This is a genomic window from Paramagnetospirillum sp. (assembly GCF_058402745.1).
Window position 1 is genome coordinate 480,449 of the sequence record NZ_JBZVFI010000003.1, and the last position, 24,863, is coordinate 505,311.

The window sequence follows — 24,863 nt, forward strand, 5'->3', positions numbered from 1 at the left end:
TCAGCGCATCTCTTCCACGGGCGTGACACCGAAGATGCCGAGCCCCGAGGCGATCACCCCCACCACCGCGCGCAGCAGGCCCAGGCGGGCCAGCGACAGTTCGCGGTCGTCCTCGATCAGGAACCGCAGCCGCGTCTCGTCCTTGCCCTTGTTCCACAGCCCGTGGAAGGCGGCGGCCAGATCATAGAGATAGAACGCGACACGATGCGGCTCGTGGGCCTCGGCCGCGCTTTCCACCAGGCGCGGCCAGCCGGCCAGCAGCCTGATCAAACCAAGCTCGGCCGGGTCGGTCAAGCGCGCCAGCACCGCGACGCCCGGAACCTGCCCCGCCGTCTCCGGCCACATGGTGGCGGCGTGACGCATCACCGAATGGCAGCGGGCATGGGCGTACTGGACGTAGAACACCGGATTGTCGCGGCTTTGCTCCAGCACCTTGTCCAGGTCGAAGTCCAGATGGGCGTCGTTCTTGCGGGTCAGCATGATGAAGCGGACCACGTCCTTGCCCACCGCCTCGACCAGATCCCTGAGCGTGACGAAGGTGCCGGCCCGCTTGCTCATCTTGTAGGGCTGGCCGCCCTTCAGGAGATTGACCATCTGGCAGAGCTTGACGTCGAGATCGCCGCCGCCCTCGCTCACCGCCTTGACCGCCGCCTGCATGCGCTTGACGTAACCGCCGTGATCGGCGCCCCACACGTCGATCATGGACCCGAAGCCACGGCGGTACTTGTCCAGGTGATAGGCGATGTCGGAAGCGAAATAGGTCCACGAGCCGTCCGACTTCTTTAAGGGGCGGTCCACGTCATCGCCGAATTCGGTGGCCTTGAACAGGGTCTGCGGCCGCACCTCCCAATCGTCGGGCAGCTTGCCCTTGGGGGGCTCCAGCACGCCTTCGTAGATCAGGCCCTTGGCCGACAGGGCGTCCAGGGCGTCCTGGACCTTGCCCGCCTCCACCAGCCCGCGCTCGGAGACGAAGACGTCGTGCTTGACCCCCAGGCCGGCCAGATCGTCCTTGATCATGTCCAGCATGGACTCCACCGCGAAGCCGCGCAGCAGGGGCAGCCACTCCTCCTCCGGCTTGTCCTTCAGCGAAGCGCCGTACTTGGCCGCCAGGGCGGCGCCGGTGGGCTTCAGGTACTCGCCGGGATAGAGGCCTTCGGGAATCTCGCCGATCTCCTCGCCCAGGGCCTCGCGGTAGCGCAAGTGGGCCGAGCGGGCCAGCACGTCCACCTGGGAACCGGCGTCGTTGACGTAGTATTCGCGGGTGACGTCGTAGCCGGCCTTCTGCAGCAGCAGCGCCAGGGCGTCGCCGAACACCGCGCCGCGCGCGTGGCCGATATGCATGGGGCCGGTGGGATTGGCGGAGACGTATTCCACGTTGACCTTGCGGCCCTGGCCCACGTCCGACTGGCCGTAGGCGGTTCCGGCGGCCAGAACCTCGGCCAGACGCTCGAACCAGAAGGAATCGGCCAGCCGCAGGTTGATGAAGCCGGGACCGGCCACCTCCACCTCCGACACCGCCGGATGGGCGCGCAAGGCTGCCGCGATCTTCTCGGCCAGATCGCGGGGCTTCATGCCCGCCGCCTTGGTCAGCACCATGGCGGCGTTGGTGGCCACGTCGCCATGACTGGTCTCGCGCGGCGGCTCGGCCGTCACCTTGGAGGTATCGAGGCCGGGAACGATCGCCTCGACCGACTTGATGATTTCTTCACGGAAGTATTTGAACAGGTTCATTTTTCTCAAGGCTTCTCTTGCAGGTCGAACAGCCGGCGATGCTCGTCGAGCGCGAAGCGGTCGGTCATGCCGGCGATGTAATCGGCCACCACGCGGGCGGTCTTGGCGGTGCCCTTGCCGTCGGCCAGACGCCGCCATTCGGGCGGCAGGCATTCGGGCTCGGCGAACAGCAGGCGGAACAGGTCCTTCACCACCCGCCTGCCCTTGCTGGTCATGCGGTTGACGCTGAAGTGGCGGTACATGTTGGTGAACAGGAACTGGCGCAGCGCCGCGTCATTGGCGCGCATCTCGTCGGAAAAGGCGGCCAGCGGGCGCCCCAGGGCCCGCACGTCGTCGGCGGTCCTGGGCTTGAAGTCCTCGATGCGGCGCCGGGTTTCCCCGATCAGGTCGGTGATCATGATGCCGATCATCCGGCGCACCACCTCGTGGATGTGCAACGAGGGTTCGGCCCCGGGATAATCCTTGCCCACCTGATGGAACAGCGGCCCGACCAGGGGCACGTCCCGAAGGTCGGCGATGGTGAACAGCCCGGCGCGCAAGCCGTCGTCGATGTCGTGGTTGTTGTAGGCGATGTCGTCGGACAGGGCCGCCACCTGGGCCTCCATGCCGGCGAAGCTGTCCAGGCGCAGATCGTGCAACTGGGCATACTCGGCGATGGCCCCGGGCAGCACCCGGTCGGGCTTGACCGCCAGCGGGCCGGTCAGCGGGCCGTTGTGCTTGACCAGTCCCTCCAGGGTCTCCCAGGTGAGGTTGAGGCCCTCGAACTCCACGTAGCGGCGTTCCAGCTTGGTGACGATGCGCAAGCTCTGGGCGTTGTGGTCGAAGCCGCCGTATTCGGCCAGCACGTCCTGCAGCGCGTCCTCGCCCGCATGGCCGAAGGGGGTGTGGCCGAGATCGTGGGCCAGGGCCAGCGCCTCGGCCAGATCCTCGTCCAGGCCCAGCACCCGGGCGATGGACCGCGCGATCTGCGACACCTCCAGCGAATGGGTCAGCCGCGTCCTGAAATTGTCGCCCTCGTGATAGACGAACACCTGGGTCTTGTATTGCAGGCGGCGGAAGGCGGCGGAATGGATGATGCGGTCACGGTCGCGCTGGAACGGCGAGCGGGTCGGGCTGTCCGCCTCCGCGTGCAGGCGGCCGCGGGATTCCTCGGGCCGGCAGGCGTAGGGCGCCAGGGTATGGAAGCGGGACTCGGTCATGACCGGGACACTACCGCCCAAGCCCGGGGAACGCAACCACCGGGGGCTCGGCGCTCACGCCAATTCGCAGCGGTCGCGTCCCAGACTCTTGGCGCGGTAAAGGGCCGTGTCGGCACGGCGGATGGCCGCCTCGATGCCCTCTCCCCCGGCCAGCGCCGTTATCCCCGCGCTCAAGGTCATGGCGAAGGGCAGATGACTCTCTCCCTGCAATCCCTTGGCTTCGGCGGTGAAGGCGGTGCGCAGGCGCTCGGCCACCCCCATGGCCTCGTCGGTGGAACTGCCCGGCAGCAGGGCCAGGAATTCCTCGCCACCGAAACGGCAGAGCAGATCCTCGGCCCGCAGCATGCGCCCCGCAAGGGACACGAACATGGTCAGGGCCTCGTCCCCGCCGGAATGCCCCAGCCGGTCGTTGATCTGCTTGAAATGGTCCATGTCGATCATCAGCAGCGACAGCGGCGCCCCGGCGCGGCGGGCGCGGATCACCTCCCTTTCCGCCAGGGTGCCGAAGGCCCTGCGGTTGAGGGCGCCGGTCAGGGGGTCGCGGCTGGCCTGAAAATTCAGTTCCTCCTGCAGCCGTTCGCCCGCCATCAGCACCATGCACAGGGTCACCGAGATGGTGACGCACAGCCACCACATGGTGGCAACGACGGTCAGGCCATAGGACATCGTGCCGGCCGTGAAGCCCAGATCCAGGCCGATGGACGCGGCGCGGGCGAGAAAGAACAGCGCATTGGCCAGATAGACCCAGCCCGCCAGACGCATGGCGAGGCGATGGGGCGGCGCCCGCCACAGCAATTCCCGGGCGATGGCCAGGGAAATCAACGCCACCAGGGCCGAATTGAAGGTGGCGCGCAGATACAGCGATCCCACCGAATGGGAGGCGACGATCAGCATGACGGCCAGGGCGCCGAGCCCGAGGTAGAACCGGGCCGGCAGACCGTCTCGCCCCAGGAAGCGTCGGAAGCCGTCCCAGACGAGGCAGAATCCCAGAACCACCAGACCGTGGGCCAAGGTCAGGGACCAGCCTTCGGACAGGCCCGCCCCGGTTCCGGCCACGGCGAAGCTCAAGGCGCCGATGACGCTGGCCCAGGCCCAATGCCCGAGACCGGCCATGCCGGGATGCAGGAAATAGAGGACGATCCTGGCCAAGGCGCAGCAGGAGGTCGCCACCGCGACCGCCACCAGCATGGTGTGCAGATCAAGCACCAAGACGGGGCCCCTTCCCCAGGTTAGAGCCATTCGACGGCCGAGCCTATAAGCCGGGGCTCATATGCGCAACCTACGAACCATGACTTGAATTCGGTATCGGAATACCTAAATTGCGGGAACGGTGCTTCCAAAGAGGGTGGGCAAGGTGCTACCCTTCGAACAATTCCAATCCTTGCCGCAGAGGACACGATGGCCGAGGTCGAACACAATTACGCCGCCCGCATCAGCGTCACCGAAAGCGCCGCCGAGCGCGTCCAGACCCTGATCAAGATGGAGGGCAAGCCCAACATGATGCTGCGCCTGGGCGTTTCCGGCGGCGGCTGTTCGGGCTTTTCCTACGGCATCTCGCTCGACGACCAGGTCGGCGACGAGGACCGCCTGTTCAGCGAATACGGCATCACCGTGGTGGTGGACCAGACCTCGCTGGACATGCTGGACGGCTCGGTGGTGGATTATGTCGAGGATCTGGCCGGCTCGTCGTTCCAGATCAAGAATCCCAACGCCACCTCCACCTGCGGCTGCGGCAGCTCCTTCTCGGTGTAATGCGGGTTTTGGCATGCGGAGCGCCAGCGAAGCATCTTTCAACCGAAGCCGTCTGGGACTGAAAGATTCTTCGCTTCGCTCAGAATGACAGCCCCATTCACCACGTCGGGCACTGGCCGTTGACGCGGCGGTAATTGCCCGGCGTGTCGATGGCGGCGTTGCGCGTTCTCAGCTCGTTGGCGAAGGCCTCGAAGGTGGGCTTCATGGCGGCGGTCAGCTGGTCCTTGAACTCACCGGTCACCGCGTCGGCCGAGGCGGTGCTGATGCGCGGCGGAATGCGCGCCGCCACGTTGCGCAGCACCGATTCCGCCTGGGGCGTCCAGCGGCGGAACGTGTCCCGGCTGATCTCCACGTGCTCGTCCTCGTGGGTGCGGATCACCCGGTACTGACAGCCGCCCGGCGGATATTCCCGGGCGATGTCCACCTTGATCTCGGTAATCTTCCATATCGCCTCGACCCGGGCGAGCCCCATGCAGCGCTTCCCCTGCCCCAGATCGATCTGCCAGCCCTGGACCCGAAGTTCCAGATTGGTGGTGGTCCGCGTCAGGCCGGTGGTGAAGTCGTTGGAATCGGGGCGGGTCTTGCCCGACAGGGCGGTGATGCGGGCCCGGCTCTCGACGCTGCTGTAGGTGGGATCGGCCATCCAGGTGGAAAAGGTCACCACGCGCTGCGGCACATAGGCCCCGCCCGGCGGACAGGACTGGGCCAGGGCGGAGGAGGACGCGGCGGCGACCAGCAGGCAGGCCAGCAGGCTAGCTCTTGCGCGGATGGCGGACCGGCAGGGTGAAGTGGAAGGTGCTGCCCTGCCCCGGCTCGGAGTCCAGCCAGATGCGCCCGCCATGGCGCTCGACGATCTTCTTGGCCACCGCCAGCCCGATGCCGGTGCCTTCATACTCGCCACGGGCGTGCAGGCGCTGGAAGATGACGAAGACACGGTCGGCATACTTGGGATCGATGCCGATTCCGTTGTCTTGCACCGAAAACGCCCAGGTGTCGCCATCCCGTTTCGCCCCGACATGAACGCGCGGAACCGTCCCGGGCGCCCTGTACTTTATGGCGTTCCCGATCAGGTTCTGCAACAGACTGACCATCTGGATCTGGTCGCCGTCCACCTCGGGCAGCGGATCATGGGAAATCTCGGCGCCGGATTCCTCGATGGCGGCGCCCAGATTGGTCAGGACCATGTCGAGAACCGCCTCCATCCTGACCGTCTCGAAGCTGCGGCCGTGGGTGGAGACGCGGGAATAGACCAGCAGGTCGGTGATCAGCCGGTGCATGCGCGCCGCACCGTCGGTGGCGAAGCGGATGTATTCGCGGGCATTGTCGTCGAGAGACGCGTCGTAGCGCCTGCGCAGCAATTGCAGGAAGCTGGTCACCGTGCGCAGCGGCTCCTGCAGGTCGTGGGAGGCGACATAGGCGAATTGCTGCAGCTCGGCATTGGACCGTTCCAGCTCGGCGGTGCGTTCGGCCAGTTCCTGCTCGGCCATCTTCCGCTCGGTGACGTCGCGCAGGATGGCGGTGAAGAAGGCGCCGTTGTCCATGTCCCAGCGCGACAGGGTCAGCTCCACCGGAAACACCTGTCCGTCACGCCGCAGTCCCTCGAACAGCGACGGAACACCGAGGATCGGCGCCTCGCCCGTGGCGACGGCGCGGCGCAGGCCGTCCTCGTGCCGCTGGCGATAACCCTCCGGCAGGATCATGGTGACGTTGCGTCCCAGCGCCTCGGTCTCGGCGTAGCCGAAGATGCGCTCGGCCCCCACGTTCCACGAGACGATGTCTCCGCGCCCGTTCACCGAGATGATGGCATCGGCGGCGGTCTGGGTCACCGAGCGGAAGCGGACCTCGGATTCCCGCAGCCGCTGCTCGGCCCGTTTGCGGTCGGTGATGTCGTGGATGCTCCAGCGGGTGCCCATGATCGCCCCGCTGTCGTCGAAAATGGGCTGGAAGCTGGCCATCACCCACTTGATCAGGCCGTTGCGGCAAACCAGGCGGAACTCGACGCCGCTTTCGAAATTGCCGGCCAGCGCCGATTGCCGCAGGCGGCGGATCTCGGCCCGGTCGGCTTCATAGATCATGGGCAGGGGATAGTCTTCCATGCCCAGGCATTGCTCGATGGAATAGCCGGCCAGACGCTCCACCGCCGGATTGACCCAGCGCAGCCGGCCGTCCTGGTCCAGCCAGGATTCCCAGTCGAAGGTGTAGTCGGCGATGGCGCGGAAGCGCTCCTCCTTGGCCCGCAGCGCCTCCCGCGCCTGCTCCACCTGCTCGCGCTGGCTGTGGATGATACGGTCGGCGCGCCGCACGATCAGGAACAGGATCAGATAGAGACCCGCCAGAATCGCCGCGACCAGCCCGCCCAGGCGCCAGACGTTGGATTTCAGCCGTTCCATGGACGGCGTGGCGTCGGAATAAAGCTCCAGCCCACCGACCGGCTGCCCCAGCTCCCCGGTCACCGGGATATAGGTTTCCACCACCCAACGGCCCGCGATCGCCCCGGTCAGATCCGGCATCCGGGGGTTGAAATTCATGGCCGTCCAGGTCGTTCCCTGCTCCACCGCCAGCCTCACCCCTGGGTTGATCGAGAAATCCTCGCCCACCTCGTCGCGGATGGAGGAATAGACCGCCCGGCCCCGGCCGTCATAGACGCGGATCTTCAGGATGGGCAGTCCGGTGGACAGGCTTTCGAAGGCGATGTCCAGGGCGCGCAGCTCGCCGCGACGCCTCAGCGCCTCGGCCGGAATATTGGATGCCATGATGAAAAACGGCTGAAACTGGCGCCAAAACGTGTTGGCGAAGGTGGTCGCCAGCCGGGTATTCTCCGCCTCGGTCGAAGACAGGAATTCGTCCACCTGATCGCTGCGGTAAAGGGCCACCAGCACCGAGGCGGTAATGGTCAGCGCCACCGCGCTGGCCATGGAATAATACCGCAGCAGCCTGAACCTGGAGTTGAGATTGTTCTCGCCGGCCACCAAATCCCCCGAACCTGCACGCCCCAGGTAAATATGCGCTTCCCGTACTTCTACATACAATCCCAATAACGCTGGGCTGCCTTGCCGAAACCACCGGGTCCTGTATCCTCGGAGCCCTGCCACACCTTGCCGGAGCGGATGGAGACATGGGCCTGCGCATCGCCACCTGGAACGTCAACTCGGTGCGGGCCCGCCTGGGCAACGTGCTCGACTGGCTGAACGCCTTCGCCCCCGACGTGGTCCTGCTGCAGGAGATCAAGTGCCAGGACCAGGACTTCCCCTATCTGGAAATCGAGGCCGCCGGCTATCATGCCGCCGTCCACGGCCAGAAGAGCTATAACGGCGTCGCCATCCTGTCCCGCCTGCCCATGACCGACATCGACCGCCGCCTGCCCGGCGACGAAGCCGACGAACAGGCCCGCTACATCGAAGCCACCATCGCCGGCTGGCGTCTGGCCTCGCTCTACCTGCCCAACGGCAACCCGGCACCGGGCGACAAATTCGATTACAAGCTGGCGTGGATGGCGCGACTGAAGCGCCACGCCGAAACCCTGCTCGTCCGGGGCGTCCCCTTCGTCCTGGGCGGCGATTTCAACATCTGCCCCACCGACGACGACGTCTACGACCCGCCCAACTGGCGGGGCGACGCGCTCTGCCGGCCCGACAGCCGCGCCGCCTTCCGCGCCATCGTCAACCTTGGGCTGACGGAGGCCTTCCGCGCCCTGCATCCCGATGAAAAAGGCCGCTATTCCTTCTGGGATTACCAGGCGGGGGCCTGGCAGCGCGACGAGGGCCTGCGCATCGACCACTTCCTGCTGTCACCCCAGGCCGCCGACCGCCTGCGGGCCTGCGACATCGACAAGGGACCGAGGGGCAGGGAAAAGGCCTCGGACCACACGCCGGTGTGGATCGAGCTGGATCAGAACGGCGTGGCGGCCGAGCGGCAATAGGCCTCGCCGCCCATCACCTGGGCCGGGTCGACGCTTCGCCGCGCCTCGGCCAATGCGTCGGCGATGCGGATATCGGCGACCCGGTGGCGGGGCTCCAATGACGGAACCGGGCATTGCTCGCCGAACACATGGGCGTAAAGGCCGGTCATCATGGCGAAGCGGCCGCCCATCAGCATGTTGCAGGCCCCCTTGACCGCCGCCGGATCGCCCTCGCCCTCCATGTGCAGCGAGGTGACCAGCATCACCGAGATGGCGTGAAGGACGTCGTAGCGCACATGGGCGATGAAGACCTCCAGATGGTGAGGGCTGAGATTCAGCCCTTCGCGCTCCGACACCCTGATCAGGCCGCCCAGCAGCAGGCTGAAGAATTCCGGCACGCCCCATTCCATGCCCAGCCCCACGGAGGCCAGCGCCTCCAGCGGGGTGAAGGCCGGATGTCCGGCCACCAGCCGCTGAATCAGCACGTTGTCCGCCACCTGGGGCAGCATGGGCACGTCCTGCCCGGCGGCAGGGATGCCCAGCCCGTCGAACAGCTGGCGGTACATCACGATGTGGGTCTTGGCGGCCAGCAGCCGCCCCAATTCGGGATAATCGTCCAGGCCGTGGCTGCCCACCCCGTATTCGTCGGCCACCAGCTGGGCCAGGGCCACCTGGGTCAGCTCGGACCGGCGCTCGCCCAGTTGGCCGCGCGACGTGGCGGCCAGGCCGTGGAAGCGGCCGATGGCCAGGGCGACGCACTGGCGGGTATTCTTGATCTGATTGAAGTACTGCAGCGCGAAAGCCTTGACCTGGGACGGCGTGATCCGCCCCTCGAACACCCGGCAAAAGAACGGGTGGCGCCACACCGGATGGTCCATCACATGGGCGTGCAGGTCCAGGAACAGATCGCCCAGCCGCCCCGCATCGGCCCCCAGGTCCCGGAACACGCCGTTGAGCGCCGAACCCGGCTGGGCCACCTGGGCGATCACCCGGGTGAAGTCCTCGCGCTGGCTGAGGGTGAAGGCGTCCAGCACCTGGTCGGCCGACAGGCGCAGCAGATCGGCCAGGGGATGGACGGTCCGCGGAACCGAACCATCGGCATCCACCAGCCGGCTCATGCCGCCTTCCCCACCAGCCGGGCCATGCCCAGCAGCAGGTTGCGGGCCGAGATGGGCTTTTCCATGAATTCGTCGGCCCCGGCCAGCAGGGCGAGGTCGCGGTTGGCCATGCGCTCATGGCCCGACAGGATCAGCACCGGCAACCGGGCCTGTCCCGGCGGGCCGCGCCTTACCCACTTGACCAGATCCAGGCCGCTCTCGGCGCCCACGTGCCAGTCGGAAACCACGATATCCAAGGGGTCCAGGCCGATCACCGTCTTGGCCGAGTCCAGGTCGTGGACGGTGGAAATCCTGGTGACGCCGACGCTGTCCAGAATGGTGCGCAGGATCTCGCAGAAATTGACGTTGTCGTCCACCAGCAGCACCCGCAGATTCGCCCAATCCACCTGGGCGGACTTGCCGCCACCGGTCAGGGTCACCCGTTGCGCCGCCGCCTCGGCACCCGGATGGCCGATCAGCCAGGAGCGGTAGTTCATGTCGGTGGTGCAGATGTGGTCGATCAGCCAGGAATTGAGGAAGGCCAGGCATTCGCGGGCGCGCACGGCGGTCTTGTCCCCGGTGTAGCGCGCCTTCAGGGCGGCGACCTGGCCGGCGAAGCTGGCATGGGTGGCGTGGTGCTGGGACAGCAGCGGATAGCGGCAGGCCTCCATCATCTTCTCCTCGCGGGCGAAATGATGGGCGACATACTCTTCCAGGGCCTGCAAGACACTGCCGACCGCGGCATATTCCTCGTCATCGCCGATGGAGCGGTGCAGGTTGTTGATCAGGCCGATGAGAGTCTTGTGGTCGGAATCGAGCAGCGGCACGCCGACGCTCATCCTCTCGCTCCACGTCACCCCCATCGGCCCGATCCTTCCTCAGCGATCCAACTGCGACACGTCGCGCACCGCGCCCCTGGCGGCGCTGGTGGTCATGGCGGCATAGGCCTTCAGCGCGGCCGACACCTGACGGTCGCGATCCACCGGCTTCCAGGCCTTGGCCCCCAAGGCCACCATGGCCTGACGACGCTTTTCCAGGTCGGCATCGGACACCCGGATTGCAATACTGCGATTTGGAATATCTATATCGATGATGTCGCCGGGCTCGATCAGGCCGATGGCCCCGCCTTCCGCCGCCTCGGGAGAGACGTGGCCGATGGACAGGCCCGAGGTGCCGCCCGAGAAGCGGCCGTCGGTGATCAGCGCGCATTCCTTGCCCAGGCCCATGCTCTTCAGGTAGCTGGTGGGATAGAGCATTTCCTGCATGCCCGGCCCGCCGCGCGGGCCTTCGTAGCGGACGATCACCACGTCGCCGGCCTTGACCTGCCCGCCCAGGATCTTGGCCACCGCCTCGTCCTGGCTTTCACAGATCACCGCCGGGCCCGAGAAGGTCAGGTTCTTGTCGTCCACGCCCGCCGTCTTGACGATGCAGCCGTCCAGCGCCAGGTTGCCGAACAGCACCGCCAGGCCGCCATCCTTGGAAAAGGCGGTGTCCACCGAACGGGTGACGCCCTTGACCCGGTCCTTGTCCACCTCGGCCCAGCGCTTGGACTGGCTGAAGGCCTCGGTGGTGCGCACCCCGCCGGGGGCGGCCTTGTAGAACTCATGCACCTTCGGATCGTTGGACCGCGAGATGTCCCACTTGTCCAGGGCCTCGGCCAGGGTGCGGGAATGGACGGTGCCGCACTCGCGGTTGATCAGCCCGCCCCGGTCCAGCTGGCCCAGGATGCCCATGATGCCGCCGGCCCGGTGGACGTCCTCGATGTGGACGTCGGGGACGTTGGGGGCGACCTTGCACAGGCAGGGCACCCGGCGCGACAGGCGGTCGATGTCGGCCATGCCGAAGGCGACCCCCGCCTCCTGCGCCGCCGCCAGCAGATGCAGCACGGTGTTGGTGGAGCCGCCCATGGCGATGTCCAGCGTCATGGCGTTCTCGAAGGCCTTGAAGGTGGCGATGGAGCGCGGCAGCACGGACGCGTCGTCCCCCTCGTAAGCGCGCTTGGCCAGCTCGACGATGCGCCGCCCGGCCTCCAGGAACAGCTCCTTGCGGTCGGCATGGGTGGCGACCACCGTGCCGTTGCCCGGCAGGCCGAGGCCCAGGGCCTCGATCAGGCAGTTCATGGAATTGGCGGTGAACATGCCCGAGCACGAGCCGCAGGTGGGGCAGCTTTCCTTCTCGAAGGCCAGCGCCTCCTCGTCGGAGACGTTCTGGTCGGCGCCCTTGATCATGGCGTCGATCAGGTCCACGGCATGGGTCTCGCCCTTGTAGGTGACCTTGCCGGCCTCCATGGGGCCGCCCGAGATGAAGATGGTGGGGATGTCGAGGCGAAGCGACGCCATCAGCATGCCGGGGGTGATCTTGTCGCAATTGGAGATGCAGACCATGGCGTCGGCGCAATGGGCGTTGACCATGTATTCGACGCTGTCGGCGATCAGCTCGCGCGAGGGCAGCGAATACAGCATGCCGGCATGGCCCATGGCGATGCCGTCGTCGATGGCGATGCAGTTGAACTCCTTGGCCACGCCGCCGGCCTTCTCGATCTCGCGCGCCACCATCTGCCCCAGGTCCTTGAGGTGCACGTGGCCGGGCACGAACTGGGTGAAGGAATTGGCGATGGCGATGATCGGCTTGCCGAAATCGGCGTCGGTCATGCCGGTGGCGCGCCACAGGCCGCGGGCGCCGGACATGTTGCGGCCGTGGGTGGAGGTACGGGAGCGATAAGCGGGCATGGGTGTCAACCTTCGTTTGACGGAAACACGAGAATCAGATCAGCCCCGAATCTTCTCGGGGTTGGCGACGCCCAGGCGCTCGGCCTCGGCGTCGAAAGCCTCGCGGTAGAGGGGGAAGGCCCTGGTCTTGGTCACCACCTCCCCGGTCCGCGCGTGGGTGTACTTCTCGCGCACCAGCAGCGGATGCGCGTCCTTGTTGGGGCAGGAATCGCCCTCGGCGATCAGCGCCTTGATCTGGGCGGTCAACCCGGCGATGTGGCAGGAATCGATGTCGGCGTCGCCGTGCAATTCCTCGATCTCGGCGCGAAGCTCCTCGAGTTCGGCGCGCAGCGCCTCGTTCTCGGCACGCAGCTCGTCCAGTTCGTCCATGGCTCAACCTCCCAGAATTGCCGGCAGCTCCGCCAGACCGGCCACCGTCGCCTTGGTTCCCAGCGGCAGCTTCTCCGGCGGAACGTTGTCGCGGTTGATCCACACCACCTGGAAGCCGAAGGCGGCGGCGCCGCTGACGTCCCAGGCATTGGCCGATACGAAGCATACGCTTTCCGGCGTCACACCGAAATGGGTCGCCGCCAGTTGATAGACCAGCGGGTCGGGCTTGAAGCGCTGGACCGACTGGGCCGACAGCACCGCGTCGAGATGCTCCGTCAGCCCTGCGGTCGCCGCCTCCAGCATGCGGACCGATCCGTTGGACAGAATGGCCGAACGGCAGCCCATGGCGCGCAGGCGGGCCAGGGACTCGACCGCGTCGGGGTAAAGATCAGGCGTCAGCCAGCCTTCCATCAGACGCAACCGCAGACCGCCGTCATCCAGCTTGAAGGTCTCCATGGCGAAATCCAGGGCTTCCTCGGTCACCCGCCAGAAATCCGCCGAAGTGCCGGCCCTGAGCGGCAGCCAGCTGAGCTCCAGCTGGCGGCGACGCCACACCCGCAGCAGGGCCTCGGCCCTGTCGCCCAACTCGTCCCGCACCGTCCTGGCGATGCTGCCGATGTCGAACAGGGTTCCGTAGGCGTCGAAGACGCAGACCTTGGCCGCGGCAAGGGTCACTGACGGGCCTCCGCCGTGCGCCTGGCCCAACGCTTCAGATCGGCCTCCAGGGTGGGGCCGACGTGCTTGCCCAGGCGCCGGCGGTAGACCGCGACGCTTTCCATCACCCGCTGCACGTAGTTGCGGGTCTCGCCGAACGGAATCATCTCCACCCAGTCCACCACGTCGACGCTGGGGTCGCGGGGATCGCCGTATTCGCGGATCCAGCGCCGGGCCCGGCCCGGCCCGGCGTTGTAGGAGGCGAGCGCCAGGATGTACGAGCCCTCGAAGTCCCCCACCAGATCGCGCAGATAGGCCGAGCCCACCGCCACGTTGAAATCGGGGTCGTCCAGCTTCTTGACGTGGTATTTGAGGCCGATGGACTTGGCCACCTTGGAGGCGGTGGACGGCAGCAGCTGCATCAGCCCCTTGGCCCCGGCCGGCGACTCGATGTCGGCGACGAAGCCGCTTTCCTGGCGGATCAGCGCGAGGACCAGGGCCTTCTCCGGATTGGTCTCGTCGGCGGACAGGGGGGGAACCGGCCAACCGGCCTGCACCAGGGTGACCCCTTCCCGGTCCGAGCGCCGCGCCACGGTCAGGCCCAGGTCGTGCCGCCCGGTGCGGGTGGCCAGACCGGCCACCAGGGTGCGCTCGCCCGGGGTCTGGACGGTGTCGTTGAGACGGATGAAGAACGAGCGCAGCAGCTCGCTCTCGCCCGCCTGCATCAGCAGCCGCGCGGCGGCAACCACGTCACGGGCCTCGAAGCGCGCCACGTCCTCGGCCGTCGGCTGCGGCTCGTCGGGCAGCGGCCAGTGATGGTCGCCCAGCCGGGACGCCCCCAGCTGGCCGTAATAGGTGGTGGAATAACGCGCCGCCCGGGTGAACCAGTCCCGTGCCTTGGCGTCGCCCGCCGCCTCGAAGGCGCGCCCCGCCCAATAGGCGGCGCGGGCGCGCGAGATGGGATGGCTGGCCCATTCGTGCAGGCGGGTGAAATGGTGGATGGCGGTGGTCTTGTCGTCGAGGAAGCGCAGCGCCACCCAGCCGGCCAGGAACTCGGCGTCCACGTATTGGGTTCCGCCTTCCAGCCCGTGGTCGGCGGCGGCCTGGTAGGCCCTGGACACCAGGCCCTTCTGCAGGGCGCGGCGGGCCAGGATGGCGCGTTCCTGCCACCACAGGTCGGGACGGATCTTGTTGCGGGACGGATGGGCCAGCAGGTCCAGCGCCTCCTCGTCCATGTCCTTCTGGCGGCGCCAGCGCACCCGCTCGTAGATCAGGCCGGGATCGTCGCGCAACGACGCCGGGACGGCGTTGATCAGCGGCTCGGGATTGGCCTTGCCCGATTGCAGCGCGAGGCGGGCCTGGGCCACGGCGCGGTGCCCGGAATCGACCTTCATGATCATCCGCTGCACCGAGGTCTCCTGGCGGTCCCACAGCAGCCGGTCGAGGCGGCGCCAATGGTCCTCGTAGCGCAGATGCTCGCCGAAGAGGTTGAGGTACTGCTTTTCCTGCAAGGCCCCGAAGCTCAAGGTGACCCAGGTGTCGCGGATCACCTGCACCGCCTGCTCGGTCCGCCCGGCGGCGAACAGGGCGCGGGCATAGGCCTGGCCGCCGTCGGCGGTGGTGGGCGGGTGCGAATCGAACCAGGCCAGCACCTGGGCGGTGGGGGTGGCGGCGGTGATGGATTCCTCGGCCCGCTTGGTCATCTGACTCATCATCGGCCATTCGGGATTGGCGTGGATGAAGGCGGCGAGCTGGGCGAACTCGGCCCCCGAACGCCCCGAGACATAGGCCATCCAGGTGACCAGCCGGGGCAGCACCTTGGAGCGCGACTGCCGGGCCAGCCGGGCGGCCTCGTCGAAATGGTCGCGCTTGGCGGCGGCGATCGCCTGGCGCGCCACCGGGTCAGCCTCGGCCCGGGCCGGTTGAGGCAGGCTCAGGACGGCGAGCGCGGCGAGGACGAGGACGGACGGAACCTTCAACGGACGTATCCAGTGGGATCGTTCAACGGGGGGCGTATTCTAAAGGCCACACTCGCGACCTTTCAAGCCGAACCCTTCACCTCGTCTTGCTCCGGCAAGCGGTTGCGGCTAATGTCCCTAGCTCTTTCGACCAACCCATTTCCGGGAAGACCGCCATGTTCAAGGGATCCATCACCGCTCTCATCACTCCCTTCCTCGATGGAAAGGTGAACGAGAAAGCGTTCCAGGATCTGGTCGCCTGGCAGATCTCGGAGGGCACCCACGCCGTGGTCCCCTGCGGCACCACCGGCGAATCGCCCACCCTGTCGCACGAGGAGCATCACCGCGTGGTGGAGCTGTGCCTGGAAGTGGCCAAGGGCAAGGTTCCGGTCATCGCCGGTACCGGCTCCAACTCCACCGACGAGGCCATCGCGCTGACCCGGCATGCCAAGCAGGCCGGCGCCGATGCCGCCCTGGTGGTGGCGCCCTATTACAACAAGCCGACCCAGGAAGGCCTGTTCCGCCATTTCGAGGCCATCGCCAAGGCGGTGGACATTCCGATCATCGTCTACAACATCCCCGGCCGCTCGGTGATCGACATCAGCGTCGAGACCTTCGTGCGCCTGTCGGCGCTGCCCAACATCGCCGGCATCAAGGACGCCACCGCCGACCTGGCCCGGCCCCTGCGCATCCGCGCCGCCCTGGGCGACCGGCTGTGCCAGCTGTCGGGCGAGGACGCCACCGCCATCGCCTTCAACGCCCAGGGCGGCGTGGGCTGCATCTCGGTGACCTCCAACATCGCGCCCAGGCTGTGCGCCAGCATGCAGGAAGCCTGGGCCAGGGGCGATCTGGCCACCTGCAACGAGCTGAACAAGAAGCTCATGCCGCTGCATGACGCCCTGTTCTGCGAGACCAGCCCGGCCCCGGTGAAGTACGCCGCCAGCCTGCTGGGCAAGTCCACCCCCGACGTGCGTCTGCCGCTGGTTCCGGCCAGCGAGAACGCCCGCCACCGGGTCGAGGCGGCCATGAAGGCCGCCGGCCTGATCTGACCCCCCCCCGGTCCCGATGAGCCTGGCTCATTGGGACTGGGCTAGGCCCAAGGGGCCGCGCGCCTGATGGCGCGGGAGGCAAGGGCGCACAGCGCCCGCCCGCCGCCTGAGGGGCCTGTATAAAAGGAACTGAAACCATGGTGCTCCCCGGCCACGTCGCCGCTCAGAACCGCCGGGCGCGCCACGAGTACTTCATCATCAGCGAGGTGGAAGCCGGCATCATGCTGGTGGGCACCGAGGTCAAGTCGCTCCGGGTCGGCAAGGGCAACATCAACGAGGCCTTTGCCGGTCCCATGCAGGGCGAGCTGTACCTGTTCAACGCCTATATCCCCGAATACCAGTCCAAGATGCCCTTCCCGCACGAGACGCGGCGGCCGAGGAAGCTGCTGCTGCACAAGCGCGAGATGGCCAAGCTGATGAGCGCCATCACCAAGGACGGCATGACCCTGGTGCCGCTGGACATCCATTTCGGCCAAAGGGGCATCGCCAAGGTCCAGCTGGGCCTGGCCAAGGGCAAGAAGCTGCACGACAAGCGCGAGGCCATCAAGGAACGGGACTGGAACCGCGACAAGGCCCGCCTGATGCGCGACAAGGGCTGACCGCCTCTCTCATTCATTGCTTTTTCCGATCATTTTATGTCGTAATCGACTCCAAGTTGCGGATTCGATCAGACATGGGGGGAAGCAATGAGCGGCAAGACCATCGTTTTTTGCGCCGATGGAACCTGGAACGGGCCGGATCAGGACGACAACAAGGACGGCCTTCCCGACATCACCAACGTTCTCAAGCTCTATCGGGCCCTGGCGGGAACCGGCACGGACGACGAGGATGCCCCCGAGCAGGAGAAACAGGGCGACGGCCAGGTCGCCAAGTACCTCCACGGCGTCGGCGACAGCCGGAACTTTTTCGCCAAGCTGGCCGGCGGCGGCCTCGGCGCCGGAATCATCGGACGCATCGTGCGGGGCTACACCTTCGTTTCCCGCCACTATCAAGCCGGCGACACCATCGTCCTGACCGGATTCAGCCGCGGCGCCTATACCGCCCGCGCCCTGGCCGGAATGATCAATGCCATGGGGGTGCTGCAATCGGAAGGCCTGAGCACCGAGGATGCCTACCGCGCCGGAATCGCCACGTGGCGCGATTTCCGCGAGGATCGGGCCGGCGTGATCGAGAAGATTCGCGGATGGTTCGAGGCCGACGGCAAGCTTCCGAAGACCATCGGGCGCGAGCCCGTGGCGGATGGCTGCCTGGTGGTCGGGGTGTGGGACACGGTGGGCGCCCTGGGCATTCCCCACTATCATGACGACGAAAACATCGACCGCTTCAAGTTCGCCGACAACGACCTCAGTTCCAAGGCCCGTGCCGGCTTCCACGCCATATCGGTCGATGAGCGGCGCCAGGCCTTCAGCCCGTCGCTGTGGGACAAGGACGACCGGGTGGTCCAGGTGCTGTTTCCCGGAGCCCATGCCGACGTGGGCGGCGGTTATCCCCAGATCGATCACGAGAGCGGCCTTTCCGACGTCGCCCTGGACTGGATGATCCGCAAGTTGAAGGCTCCGAAAATCGGCGTCCGCTTCAACGACGCCCCCATTCCCGGCTTCGCCCCGAATTCATGCGCGCCGGCCCACCGTCCATGGGATTCCAGCTCCCTGGCCCAGGCGGAGCGGCACTTCGATCCGGCCTCGGGACTGAAGCTTCACAGATCGGTCAGGGAGCGGTGGTACCCCGGGTATCAGCCCAAGCCCCTTCTGGGCGTCTTCATGGATGCGGACGGCAACCGTCTCCCCGGGATTGAGGAGGAAGACTGACGCCCCTTGCCATTTGCGGCACCATCCCGATCTATCGGATACGTCCACCCAATGGATCGGAGCCAAGGCAGCATGGCCGAGGAAAAGAACCGGGACAAACTGACCGCCGCCAAGGAAAAATGGGCGCGCGAGGGGCGCGGCCTGAGCGGCGAAACCGCAATCCCCGCCCCCCGGCGCCTGCCGCCCGGCCAGCGCGAGACCGTTGATTTCCCGGTCCTCGACCTGGGCGACCAGCCCAACCTTTCCACCCGCGACTGGTCCTTGAGCGTCGGCGGCATGGTGGACAATCCCATCCGCTGGGACTGGGACACCTTCATGGCCCAGCCACAGACCGAACTGGTCAGCGACATTCATTGCGTCACCACCTGGTCGCGCTACGACAATGCCTGGACGGGCGTTGCGGCCCGCCATCTGCTGAGGATGGTCAGGCCGCGCAAGGAGGCGCGTTTCCTCCTGCTGCGCAGCTTCGACGGCTACACCACCAACATTCCCCTGGCCCGCTTCGCCGACGACGACGTGCTGCTGGCCCATTCGTGGCAGGGCCAACCGCTCACCCGCGACCACGGCGGGCCGGTCCGCGCCGTGATTCCCAAGCTGTACTTCTGGAAGAGCGCCAAGTGGCTGCGGCACATCACCTTTTCCGACCGCGACACGCCCGGCTACTGGGAATTGCGCGGCTATCACGGCGAAGGCGATCCGTGGAAGGAAGAACGCTACGGCTGACAGGAAAGGCTATTCCCCGGCGTTCTGGAACTGCCCCGACCGCCCGGGATAGGGGCCGAGCGGCAGGCGCACCGTCACCTTGGTCCCCGCCCCCTTGCGGCTGGAGATGTCCAGATGGCCGCCATGCAGTTCGACGAAGGCCCGCACCAGCGGCAGGCCCAGGCCGGTGCCGTCGTAACGCCGCGACAGGCTGCCGTCCACCTGGCGGAAGGGCAGCATGGCCACCACCACTTCGTCGTCGCTCATGCCGATGCCGGTGTCGGCGACGGTGAAGCCCACCTCCTCACCCATCATCTCCACCGACACCTCGACCGAGCCGCCCTCCGGGGTGAACTTGACGGCATTGGACAGCAGGTTGACCAGAATCTGCAGCAGCCGGCGACGGTCGGCCCACAGGGTGGGGACGTCGTCGGCCACATGGGTGCCGAGGAACAGGCCGCCGGCATCGGCGCGGCTTTCGACGATGCGCACCGCGGCGGCCACCACCTCGGCCGGCTCCACCGCCGCCATGTCGAATTCCATCTGGCCGGCCTCGATCTTGGCGATGTCCAGGATGTCGTTGATCACCGCCAGCAGATGGCGGCCCGAGGCCAGGATGTCGTTGACGTAGCCGGAATAGCGGCTCGAGCCCAGGGGGCCGAACATCTCGGCGGCCATCACCTCGGAAAAGCCGATGACGGCGTTGAGCGGGGTGCGCAATTCGTGGCTGACATTGGCCAGGAACTCGGTCTTGGCGCGGTTGGCCAGATCGGCCTGTTCCTTAGCGGCCACCAGTTCACGCTCGGCGCGGATGTGTTCGGCGATTTCCGCCTTCAGCGCCTCGGTGCGCTGATGGACGCGGCGCTCCAGGCTTTCGTTGACCATGTGCAGCAGGCGCTCGGCGGCGATGCGCCCGGTGATGTCGCTGCCATAGACGTTGACCACGCCCACGCCGGGCAGCGGCACGAAGACCAGCGACAGGATGCGGTCGCGGACGGTGACTTCCATTTCCGACTGCACGCCGCCGTGAAGGGCATCGGCGACGCTGAGCTTCCAGTCGTCGGGCAGCACGCCGCCCAGATCGATGCCCCAGAACTCCAGCAGCCGCGAGGCGGACTGGTTGGCGTGGGTCACCACGCCCTCGCCGGTGACCCGCAGCACCGGATTGGGGTCCTGGGAGGGGAACTGGGCGAAGATGGCGATGGATTCCTCGGCCTTGCGCCGCCGCGTGACGTCCTCGACCAGGATCAGGCCGGCATCGACGGCGCGGGCCAGCATGGTCTCGAAAATGCGACACTCGGCGCCGTCGCCGATGCGCACCTCGTCGCTGCCGCTGGTGCGGGCCTCGAGGAAGGGAGCGAGGCCCCCGGCCGCCTCGGCGAATCCGCGCATGATGTCGTTCTCGGCCTGCGGCCCTTCGTCGGTGATGCGGATCACGCCGATTCCCATGATGTCGGTCACCGAATGCAGCAGCCGCAGGCGCTCGTTCTCGGTGGACAACGCCATCTGCTCGGTCAGCAGGGCGACCCGCGCCTCCTCTTCCCCGCGCAGGGCCTGGCGCGAGCGGCGGACCTCGCCGACCAGGGTTTCCACCTCGCTCTCCAGGTGGCTCAGTTCATCGATGTCGGCCACCTTGCTCTCGGTACCGAAGACCTGACGGGTCATGGTGGCCACCCGCCGGGCCGACCGGCGGATGCGCCAGGCCACGTAAACCAGGGCGGCGAAGAACAGCACGCTCAGCCCGGCCCCCATGATGGTGCGGCTGGAACGTTCCAGGGCGATCAGCGGCTCGCTCATCACCTTCTGGCGGTCGCGCGGCAGCACGGTGGAGAAGGCCAGCCCGGCATGCCCCTCGCCCGCCCCGAACACCCGGCCGCCACCGACCAGGAACGCGGCCTGCAGATCGGCCACGGTCGGAACCGCCAGGGCGTTCCCATCCTCCCCGGCGCGGGCGAGCACCCGGCCGCCGGCCGGTTCGCTCGCCACCATGGCGAAGCCGCGATCGAGATGGGAGCCCATGGTCGCCCGCAGAAAACCATCGTCGATCACCGACACCACGGCCAGCCGCCGCCCCTCTCCCCCGGCCAGGGGCGCCGCCGAGACCAGCACGGCCGCCGGCCCCAGGGTGGCGATACGCTGGACCCGCCCCGGCGGCAGGGTGGACAGCATCTCCACCAGCCCGGGCGGAACCGCCCGTCCCTCCAGCGCCCAGGTCCGGACCTGGCCGGAAACCAGGGTGGCGAGGATGTCGACGGGAGGGAACGCTCCGGTTTCGTCACGACCCGGCAGCCAGTTGGGCTCGCCCTCGGCACCGACGCCTTCCAGACGGCCGACCAGATTGGCCAGGGACTGATGGGATTGCAGCAGCGCCTCGATCCGCAAGGCGTCACGCCCCGCCTTCTGCTCCAGGCGCTCGGTCAGGATGGCATCCACCACGTTGGCGAGGCTTCTTTGATGCGCCAGTTCAAGACCGGCCCAAAGAACGATGCAGGCGGCCATGCCAAAGAACACCAGCCTCACCATGAGACTGCGTCCGCCAATCCGCCATGATCCCTGAGGCCCAGACATTCCCGCCTCTGCTATGTCGAGATGCAGAAAACAATAGGATAGATTTTAATCTTAGGTATGAACGGCAATGATGGATGACATCCATTTAGTTAATCAAACGATATATCTCAAATCCATTTGCATATATTGGATTCTCACATAATCACCAGACTCTGTCCAGTCCCGCTCGGGTTGAATATTGTAATGCTTACATGCCCATATATGACGCTTTCCATCGAAATTTCCCATAGTTTCACCCCATTGATCTATGTCGTTAGAATGATACTTGCGACAATCACATCCAATGGTATGGTGCCCCTTCCGCGGAGACTTTCATTGCCCCATCGCCCGACCGGCATTTCCATCCTGCATCCCGCCACCTTGGCCGCCACGTGGTTCGGGGCCGGCCTGCTGCCCAGGGCGCCGGGGACCTGGGGCTCGGCCGCCGCCCTGCCCTTCGCCTGGGGGTTGATGGCGGCGGGCGGACCCGTCTTGCTGCTGGCCGCCACCCTGGCCTGCTTCGCGGTCGGCTGGTGGGCCTCGGCCGTCTATGTGAAGCTTACCGGCGCGGAGGATCCGGGCGAGGTGGTGATCGACGAGGTGGCCGGGCAATGGCTGGTGCTGCTGGCCGCGCCGCTCGACCCCCTGTCCTATCTGGCCGGATTCGCCCTGTTCCGCCTGTTCGACATCAAGAAGCCCTGGCCGGTGGGATGGGCCGACCGCCGGGTGGGCGGCGGGCTGGGCATCATGCTCGACGACATCCTGGCCGGAGCTTACGGGCTGGGGCTGATGATCCTTCTCAACCACGTGCGGAGTTGAGCATGCTGCCCACCGTCCTGACCGACCTCGCCGCCCAGGTTCTGCGCCATGCAGAGCAGCGGAGCCAACGCCTCGCCACCGCCGAATCCTGCACCGGCGGGCTGGTGGCGGCGGCGCTGACCGCCATTCCCGGCTCGTCCAGCGTGGTGGACCGGGGCTTCGTCACCTATTCCAACCAGGCCAAGGCCGAGATGCTGGGCGTCCCCCCCCATTTGATCGCCGCCTGCGGCGCGGTCAGCCGCGAGGTGGCGCTCGCCATGGCCGAGGGCGCCCTGGCCCATTCCCAGGCGGATGCGGCCGTTGCGGTGACCGGCATCGCCGGGCCGGGCGGCGGCTCGGCGGACAAGCCGGTGGGGCTGGTGCATTTCGCCCTGGCGCGGCGGGGCGAAGCCACCCGGCATGCCGAGCACCGCTTCGAGGGCGACCGCGACGGGATCAGGCTGCAGGCGGCGCTGACCGCGCTCGGGCTGTTTCTGCCGCCACCAGCGACCTGAGGATGGCCAGCGGCACGGTGGGCGCCTCGGAGATGACGTGCAGCCCCTCGCCCGACAGCGAGGCGTAGGGGAACACGCCGCTGGCCCCGTAGCCCAGATGCAGCGTCATGCCGGGCAACGCGGCCTCGACCAGGGCGCGGCAATCGGGAACCGAGGCGGTGAACGCCGCCGCCGCCACGCCGAAGGCCGAAGCCAGCTCGCGATCCAGCTCCGGCTCGGCCCCGCTCGCCCCGTCCAGCTTCCGCCCCAGTTCAAGCCAATCGGTCGCCATCATTCCTCCATGCCGTCCATGGACGGACCGGCCGGCCACAGCCTATCTTGTCCCTTTGCCCCGTCACAGCCACTTTCAAGACATGTGGGAGAATTCCATGTCCAGTTCCGGCCCCGCATCCCGCACCGGTGGCGAGATTCTCGCCGACGCCCTGATCGGCCAGGGGGCCGACACGGTGACCTGCGTGCCGGGCGAGAGCTTCCTGCCCTTCCTGGACGCCGCCTGGGACCGCCGCGACCGGCTGAAGGTGCTGGCCTTCCGCCACGAGGGCGGCGCGGCCTATGCCGCCGAGGCCCACGGCAAGCTGACCGGCCGGCCGGGGGTGTGCATCGTCGGGCGCGGCCCCGGCGCCACCCTCGCCTCGGTGGGCGTCCACACCGCCTTCCAGGATTCCACCCCCATGGTGCTGCTGATCGGCCAGGTGGACCGCCCCATCCGGGGGCGCGAAGCCTTCCAGGAGGTGGAACTGGCCCAGATGTTCCGGCCGCTGGCCAAGCGGGTGGAGGAAATCACCGCGCCCGATCGCCTGCCCGAGGCGGTGGCCCGCGCCTTCGCCGCCGCCATGGGCGGCCGGCCCGGCCCGGCGGTGCTGATCCTGCCCGAGGACATGCTGGCCGAGCGCGCCCAGGTGGCCGACGTGGAGCGCCTGCCCCCGGCGCTTCCCCATCCCGGCCCCTGCCGCCTGGACAAGATGGTGGAGCTGCTGAAAAGCGCCCGACGCCCGCTGATGCTGGTGGGCGGCGGCGGCTGGACGCCCGAGGCCGCCCAGCTGATCACCCGCTTCGCCGAGACCTGGTCTCTGCCGGTGGCGGCCTGCTTCCGCCGACAGGACATCATCGACAACGAATCGCCCTGCTATGGCGGCGAACTGGGCTATTCCATGGCCCCCAGCCTGGGGGCGCGGGTGCGGGACGCCGATCTGATCCTGGCGGTGGGCACCCGTCTGGGCGACATCGACACGGCGGGCTACACCCTGATCGAGGCGCCCAACCCCAGGCAGACCCTGATCCACGTCTTCCCCGAGGCCGAGGAACTGGGCCGGGTCTTCCGTCCCCATCTCGCCATCGTTTCGGCCATGCCGCCCTTCGCCCGGCGGGCCGCCGCCCTGGACGCCCCGGCCGCCAAGCCGTGGGCAAAGTGGACCGAAGCGGTACGCGCCGACCATCTGGCCAACCGGGTGCCCAATCCCTGCCCCGGCGCCCTGGACATGGGGCGCGTGATGGCCGAGATCGAGGCGCGCCTGCCCGACGACGCCATAATCTGCACCGGAGCCGGCAACTACACCGGCTGGCCCCAGCGCTTCCACCGCTTCCGCCGCTATCCCGGCCAGCTGGCCCCGGCCAACGGCTCCATGGGTTACGGCCTGCCCGCCGCCCTGGCCGCCAAGGCGCTGTACCCGGAGCGCATTGTGCTGGCTTTCGCCGGCGACGGCTGCTTCCTGATGACCGCCCAGGAACTGGCCACCGCCAAGCTGCACGGCCTGTCTCCGATAGTGCTGGTCATCGACAACGGCATGTACGGCACCATCCGCATGCATCAGGAGGCCAGCCATCCGGGCCGGACGCTGGCCACCGACCTGGCCAATCCCGATTTCGCCGCCCTGGCCGCCGCCTATGGCGCCTGGACGGCGCGGGTCGAGCGCACCGAGGACTTCGCCCCCGCCTTCGAGCAGGCCCTGGCCGCCGGGCGGCTGGCCCTGCTGCATCTGGTCCTCGACCCCGAGGCCATCACCACCCGCACCACGCTGACGGCCATCCGCGAGAAAGCGGGCAAATCGTAAAGGAGG

22 protein-coding genes are annotated in these 24,863 nt (G+C 67.4%); 9 read left to right on the plus strand and 13 right to left on the minus strand.

What is annotated here, in order from left to right; all coding sequences use genetic code 11:
* Genes argS through ACV4UZ_RS03240 form a run of 3 tightly spaced genes read right to left on the minus strand, consistent with a single transcriptional unit; the run spans window position 1 to window position 4,136 of the window.
* Window positions 1–1,731 carry an arginine--tRNA ligase gene (argS, locus tag ACV4UZ_RS03230; protein WP_491599494.1) on the minus strand — a complete coding sequence of 577 codons (1,731 nt, stop codon included), beginning with the start codon at window positions 1,729–1,731 and terminating at the stop codon, window positions 1–3.
* A gap of 5 nt (window positions 1,732–1,736) precedes the next feature.
* Entirely contained in the window at window positions 1,737–2,930 is a 1,194-nt protein-coding gene (locus tag ACV4UZ_RS03235) for a deoxyguanosinetriphosphate triphosphohydrolase (protein WP_491599495.1), read from the minus strand.
* Window positions 2,931–2,984: 54 nt separating this feature from the next.
* Complete coding sequence (locus tag ACV4UZ_RS03240) at window positions 2,985–4,136, minus strand: GGDEF domain-containing protein (protein ID WP_491599540.1); 1,152 nt, start codon at window positions 4,134–4,136, stop codon at window positions 2,985–2,987.
* 192 nt (window positions 4,137–4,328) lie between these two features.
* Here ACV4UZ_RS03240 and erpA point away from each other — a divergent pair, with 192 nt between their 5' ends.
* Window positions 4,329–4,682, plus strand: a complete 354-nt coding sequence (gene erpA, locus ACV4UZ_RS03245) for an iron-sulfur cluster insertion protein ErpA (protein WP_491599496.1) — start codon at window positions 4,329–4,331, stop codon at window positions 4,680–4,682.
* Window positions 4,683–4,779: 97 nt separating this feature from the next.
* On the opposite strand, the gene ACV4UZ_RS03250 is transcribed toward erpA, so the two are convergent.
* A complete protein-coding gene (locus tag ACV4UZ_RS03250) occupies window positions 4,780–5,523 on the minus strand; it encodes a hypothetical protein (RefSeq protein ID WP_491599497.1) in 744 nt (247 codons plus the stop codon).
* Window positions 5,435–7,651, minus strand: a complete 2,217-nt coding sequence (locus ACV4UZ_RS03255; protein ID WP_491599498.1) for a PAS domain S-box protein — start codon at window positions 7,649–7,651, stop codon at window positions 5,435–5,437. Before ACV4UZ_RS03255 ends, ACV4UZ_RS03250 begins: the two co-directional genes overlap by 89 nt.
* Before the next feature lie 146 nt (window positions 7,652–7,797).
* Between ACV4UZ_RS03255 and xth the strand changes: the two genes are divergently transcribed.
* Complete coding sequence (xth, locus tag ACV4UZ_RS03260) at window positions 7,798–8,601, plus strand: exodeoxyribonuclease III (protein WP_491599499.1); 804 nt, start codon at window positions 7,798–7,800, stop codon at window positions 8,599–8,601.
* On the opposite strand, the gene ACV4UZ_RS03265 is transcribed toward xth, so the two are convergent.
* The 6 genes from ACV4UZ_RS03265 to ACV4UZ_RS03290 are packed head-to-tail and all read right to left on the minus strand — an operon-like array spanning window position 8,571 to window position 15,408.
* Window positions 8,571–9,698: a hypothetical protein gene (locus tag ACV4UZ_RS03265; RefSeq protein WP_491599500.1), complete on the minus strand. Its 1,128-nt coding sequence runs from the start codon at window positions 9,696–9,698 to the stop codon at window positions 8,571–8,573. The genes xth and ACV4UZ_RS03265 overlap by 31 nt on opposite strands.
* Window positions 9,695–10,540, minus strand: coding sequence for a bacteriohemerythrin (locus ACV4UZ_RS03270; RefSeq protein ID WP_491599501.1), 846 nt, complete (start codon window positions 10,538–10,540; stop codon window positions 9,695–9,697). The genes ACV4UZ_RS03265 and ACV4UZ_RS03270 overlap by 4 nt, the downstream gene beginning before the upstream one ends.
* A gap of 15 nt (window positions 10,541–10,555) precedes the next feature.
* Window positions 10,556–12,406: a dihydroxy-acid dehydratase gene (ilvD, locus tag ACV4UZ_RS03275; protein WP_491599502.1), complete on the minus strand. Its 1,851-nt coding sequence runs from the start codon at window positions 12,404–12,406 to the stop codon at window positions 10,556–10,558.
* Window positions 12,407–12,445: 39 nt separating this feature from the next.
* Window positions 12,446–12,775, minus strand: coding sequence for a hypothetical protein (locus ACV4UZ_RS03280; protein WP_491599503.1), 330 nt, complete (start codon window positions 12,773–12,775; stop codon window positions 12,446–12,448).
* Window positions 12,776–12,778: 3 nt separating this feature from the next.
* Complete coding sequence (locus ACV4UZ_RS03285; RefSeq protein ID WP_491599504.1) at window positions 12,779–13,450, minus strand: haloacid dehalogenase type II; 672 nt, start codon at window positions 13,448–13,450, stop codon at window positions 12,779–12,781.
* Window positions 13,447–15,408 (minus strand): lytic transglycosylase domain-containing protein, encoded by a 1,962-nt coding sequence (locus tag ACV4UZ_RS03290; RefSeq protein WP_491599505.1) that lies wholly within the window; start codon window positions 15,406–15,408, stop codon window positions 13,447–13,449. The genes ACV4UZ_RS03285 and ACV4UZ_RS03290 overlap by 4 nt, the downstream gene beginning before the upstream one ends.
* 155 nt (window positions 15,409–15,563) lie before the next feature.
* On the opposite strand from ACV4UZ_RS03290, the gene dapA reads away from it, so the two are divergent.
* The 4 genes from dapA to ACV4UZ_RS03310 all read left to right on the plus strand — a co-directional run bounded on the left by dapA (window position 15,564) and on the right by ACV4UZ_RS03310 (window position 18,967).
* Window positions 15,564–16,436: a 4-hydroxy-tetrahydrodipicolinate synthase gene (dapA, locus tag ACV4UZ_RS03295; RefSeq protein ID WP_491599506.1), complete on the plus strand. Its 873-nt coding sequence runs from the start codon at window positions 15,564–15,566 to the stop codon at window positions 16,434–16,436.
* A gap of 137 nt (window positions 16,437–16,573) precedes the next feature.
* Window positions 16,574–17,035, plus strand: coding sequence for an SsrA-binding protein SmpB (gene smpB / locus ACV4UZ_RS03300; protein ID WP_068434920.1), 462 nt, complete (start codon window positions 16,574–16,576; stop codon window positions 17,033–17,035).
* Between the two features lie 87 nt (window positions 17,036–17,122).
* Window positions 17,123–18,244: a T6SS phospholipase effector Tle1-like catalytic domain-containing protein gene (locus ACV4UZ_RS03305; protein WP_491599507.1), complete on the plus strand. Its 1,122-nt coding sequence runs from the start codon at window positions 17,123–17,125 to the stop codon at window positions 18,242–18,244.
* A gap of 72 nt (window positions 18,245–18,316) precedes the next feature.
* Window positions 18,317–18,967, plus strand: coding sequence for a sulfite oxidase-like oxidoreductase (locus ACV4UZ_RS03310; protein WP_491599508.1), 651 nt, complete (start codon window positions 18,317–18,319; stop codon window positions 18,965–18,967).
* Window positions 18,968–18,976: 9 nt separating this feature from the next.
* Here the strand turns inward: ACV4UZ_RS03310 and ACV4UZ_RS03315 are convergent, their stop codons facing one another.
* Window positions 18,977–21,445 carry a sensor histidine kinase gene (locus tag ACV4UZ_RS03315; RefSeq protein WP_491599509.1) on the minus strand — a complete coding sequence of 823 codons (2,469 nt, stop codon included), beginning with the start codon at window positions 21,443–21,445 and terminating at the stop codon, window positions 18,977–18,979.
* 384 nt (window positions 21,446–21,829) lie between these two features.
* Between ACV4UZ_RS03315 and ACV4UZ_RS03320 the strand changes: the two genes are divergently transcribed.
* Together ACV4UZ_RS03320 and ACV4UZ_RS03325 are read left to right on the plus strand one after the other, a co-directional pair.
* Window positions 21,830–22,312, plus strand: a complete 483-nt coding sequence (locus tag ACV4UZ_RS03320; protein WP_491599510.1) for a phosphatidylglycerophosphatase A family protein — start codon at window positions 21,830–21,832, stop codon at window positions 22,310–22,312.
* Window positions 22,313–22,314: 2 nt separating this feature from the next.
* A complete protein-coding gene (locus ACV4UZ_RS03325; RefSeq protein WP_491599511.1) occupies window positions 22,315–22,806 on the plus strand; it encodes a CinA family protein in 492 nt (163 codons plus the stop codon).
* Here ACV4UZ_RS03325 and ACV4UZ_RS03330 read toward each other — a convergent pair.
* Entirely contained in the window at window positions 22,748–23,080 is a 333-nt protein-coding gene (locus tag ACV4UZ_RS03330; protein ID WP_491599512.1) for a hypothetical protein, read from the minus strand. The genes ACV4UZ_RS03325 and ACV4UZ_RS03330 overlap by 59 nt on opposite strands.
* A gap of 94 nt (window positions 23,081–23,174) precedes the next feature.
* On the opposite strand from ACV4UZ_RS03330, the gene ACV4UZ_RS03335 reads away from it, so the two are divergent.
* Window positions 23,175–24,857: a thiamine pyrophosphate-dependent enzyme gene (locus ACV4UZ_RS03335; protein WP_491599513.1), complete on the plus strand. Its 1,683-nt coding sequence runs from the start codon at window positions 23,175–23,177 to the stop codon at window positions 24,855–24,857.
* The last annotated feature ends 6 nt before the right edge of the window (window positions 24,858–24,863 follow it).